Raw genomic sequence first — 3,208 nt, 5'->3', positions numbered from 1 at the left:
GTCCTTTGGAGTCCTGGGCCTCGGCCTCTTCAAGAACCGCATCGGCGCCGTTTTGTACCAATTCGACCACCTGCCGGTAGCCGTACCCGCCAGCCAATACCTGTTGCTCGATCCCGACGTGCTCCCGCACGAGCGCCGGCCCCCTCTCCGGATTGCGGCGATAGTCGTCCAGCGTATCGCGACGCCAGTCCTCGATAAAGTCTTCCAGCATGTCCGCTTGCCTCCGGCAGGTCGATCAATCTTCAGCGCTTGCGTCCGCGCTATCGAGTTTGTGTTTCAGATAGCTGACCACGGCCGCGGCGACCGTGACCACCAGCTCCGCTTCCTCGTAGGACGGATCGCAACCCTCAAGAAGATGCCTGCCGTTATTCGAGGCATACCCCCAGAGCTTGTGTAGACCCTCGTCCAGCGGGCGGGGGAAAAGTGTTGGATGCCTCTTGATAAGCTCGCCAAGCGTACCCTTGTCATCCGTGACCTTGCGGGAGAGGCATTCCACGGCGTTCATCGCATGCAGAATGGCGCCGGTGATGTTCGGTTCAGGACGGCGGGACAGCCCCTTGAGTGCTTCGTGAATCTGATTCGCGGTCGTCGCAAGCCCCGCACCTTCCAACGCCTCGATCGTCGGTCGGGCAACGGCCTCGAAGACCTCCTCGCCACGGACCTCGACTCGGCCTTCGATCAGTTGCCAGCCGATGCCGTGCTTGGTGAATAGGCGGTTGATCCGCGACGTGAAGCACGCGACGCGATCCTCTCCGTCGTTGAAGATCTCATCCCGGTCCTTTAGCCTCACGGCAATCTGCTCGATGACTTCGTAGATATCGAGCCAGTCGCATTGATCGAGGATGCGCCGAACCTCTACTTTAAAGTCTGATTCAGACCAGCTATACTCGCTATAGCCTATTTTTGCGATTTTTAAATCAGTTTACCTGATATTTAACAATCGCTTATATTTAATAAATATCGTAATTTATTTCAATAGCGAGTATATTCGGGTCTTCTGCCCCCAGGGTCGCGGCGCAGACCAAAGACCGCAATGTTTCTGGACTGAATCCGCATTGGTAAGCGAACGTCGGAATCAGCCCGCGAAGATCACGGGGTGCATCCTGCCGAATCGTGATCGGCGCGGGTTGCGGGCTAAAGCCGTGGCGTTCGGAAAATGTCGGATCAGTCATCTTGGTGTGGAGAATCCGCAGCGGTTGGGGCTTGTCCTGTCTCGGGTTCGGCCGCAGCGGATGCCGCGAGCGGGCGGATCAAATTTTCCAGCGGCAGCCCGTCCAGGTGATTGTAATGCCGCAGGTTGCCCGTCACCAGCGTTGCGCCATGGGCGATGGCGATGGCCGAGATCATCAGGCCCGCGTCGGCGACTGTGGTCACGGCACGGCACAGACGGGCTTTGTGGCTATCGAACAGAAACGTCAAAGCTCGATCTTCCGCACGACGGTCCGCGCGTGATCAATGTCCGCGATGACGGCATCCGTCTTCTGCGCGGCTCCTACGCTACTGCCCAGCGAATGCCCGCCAGTAGTGGTGACATTTCCGACTCTTCCTGTCGATTAAACCGAAGTTCCAGGCTCAAGACAGAAGTTTCTTAGGCGAATCAAAATCTTGAAAAATTTTCGCGTGCAAGCGTCTGGGTACAGGTAAGCGATTGATTCGCTAAGACTGACTATAGCCCGAGTCGGAGCACAAATCGACCGCCACATGGGTACACGCTCCCATGTAAGTGCGCGAAAATTCACTGTATCGTTATGTTTCAGAAAGAGAAATTGCAGGCTCCGGTCTGGAACTTCGGATTAAAGTGAACCCATGGCCGGGTAGCTTCAATGGCGCGGAACAGTAGCGCTTTGAGGTCCTAAGCCGTGTCGCCCAGCGATGCGACGTCGGGTCGGGCTCACTCCACCGGCACGTCCAGTGAATCGCCGTGGGTCTCGATGCCCAGCGCCTGCGCCACGGGGATTGCCCGGGGGTCGATCATCGGCGAGATGACGATCAGCCGGTCGGCCTTGCGGTGGTGATGGCGCTCGTAGAAGCGGGCCTTGCGCTCGAAGATGTACATGCCGCCCTTGTCGATGGATGACTTCAGCTCCATGAGCAACAGCATGCCATTCTTGACGATGATGTCGATCTCCACCTGATCCGGCCGCCCGAAGACCTCGCCGGCGTCGTCGAATTCACAGACGTTGCGCACGCTGACGCCGAAGCTGGTCTCGAGGATGCCGGCCAGGGCATTGCGGAAGGCGGCCTCGGATTGCAGGCCCCAGCGGGCGCCCAGGGCGCCGATAGAGCGGTCGTGCTTCTTCGCCTGCGCCATGATCTCCTCGTGAACTCGATCGAACTCTTGGCGGGACTCCTCCCACTTGCGGTTCTGCTCGTCCCGGTTGAGCTTCTGCTCGCGGTTCTGCTCGTCCCACTTGCGGTGTTGCTCGTCCCAGTTGAGCCTCTGCTCGCGGTTCTGCTCATCCCACTTGCGGGCCTGCTCCTCGCGGTCGCGGCGCAACTCGTCGAGGACGCGGTCGAAGCGGTCATCGGTCTGCACCCGGTCGGCGAAGTGTCCGCGGGCAATCTCCAGGACGTATCGGCGCAGCTCCGGGTCTTCCCGCAGCAGGCGCGGCAGTTCGCGTTTGATGGTCTCGACTGTGATGTCCATGAACGGCCTCGCGCGCAGGATCACGGGCGGCGGGTGCCCGCTTGTCCCGAATCATAAACCCTTTCTCAACCGGCAGGTGCTGCGGAGGAAAATCCGCACACGGGTTCTAAGCCGCGCCGCCCGGCGGTGCGAAGGCGGGTCGGGGTCACTCAACCGGCACGTCCAGGGAATCGCTGTAGGTCTCGATGCCCAGCGCCTGCGCCACGGGGACTGCCCGGGGGTCGATCATCGGCGAGATGACGATGAGCCGGTCGGCCTTGCGGTGGTGATGGCGCTCGTAGAAGCGGGCCTTGCGCTCGAAGATGTACATGCCGCCCTTGTCGATGGATGACTTCAGTTCCATGAGCAACAGCATGCCATTCTTGACGATGATGTCGATCTCCCCCTGATCCGGCCGCCCGAAGACCTCGCCGGCGTCGTCGAATTCACAGACATTGCGCACGCTGACGCCGAAGCTGGTCTCCAGGATGCCGGCCAGGGCATTGCGGAAGGTCGCCTCGGATTGGGTACCCCAACGGGAGCCCAGGGCGCCGATGCTGCGGTCGTGCTTCTTGGCCTGGG

At 60.3% G+C, this 3,208-nt stretch carries 5 protein-coding genes; all 5 read right to left on the bottom strand.

The features are described from left to right. Positions 1 to 211 (bottom strand): hypothetical protein (locus tag QZY03_RS08380; protein ID WP_295580015.1); only part of this gene is annotated, 211 nt, incomplete at its 3' end. Positions 212 to 235: 24 nt separating this feature from the next. Continuing rightward, complete coding sequence (locus QZY03_RS08375) at positions 236 to 901, bottom strand: AbiJ-NTD4 domain-containing protein (protein ID WP_295580017.1); 666 nt, start codon at positions 899 to 901, stop codon at positions 236 to 238. A 263-nt stretch (positions 902 to 1,164) separates the two neighbouring features. Then, positions 1,165 to 1,419: a hypothetical protein gene (locus QZY03_RS08370; protein ID WP_295580014.1), complete on the bottom strand. Its 255-nt coding sequence runs from the start codon at positions 1,417 to 1,419 to the stop codon at positions 1,165 to 1,167. Positions 1,420 to 1,891: 472 nt separating this feature from the next. After that, positions 1,892 to 2,647, bottom strand: coding sequence for a DUF3782 domain-containing protein (locus tag QZY03_RS08365; RefSeq protein WP_295580013.1), 756 nt, complete (start codon positions 2,645 to 2,647; stop codon positions 1,892 to 1,894). Between the two features lie 145 nt (positions 2,648 to 2,792). Next, positions 2,793 to 3,208: DUF3782 domain-containing protein (locus QZY03_RS08360; protein ID WP_295580012.1), on the bottom strand; the 416-nt coding region annotated here is incomplete at its 5' end.

The organism is uncultured Lamprocystis sp., assembly GCF_903933125.1.
GTDB lineage: Bacteria > Pseudomonadota > Gammaproteobacteria > Chromatiales > Chromatiaceae > Thiodictyon.
This window is presented reverse-complemented; position numbering and strand designations above follow the sequence as displayed.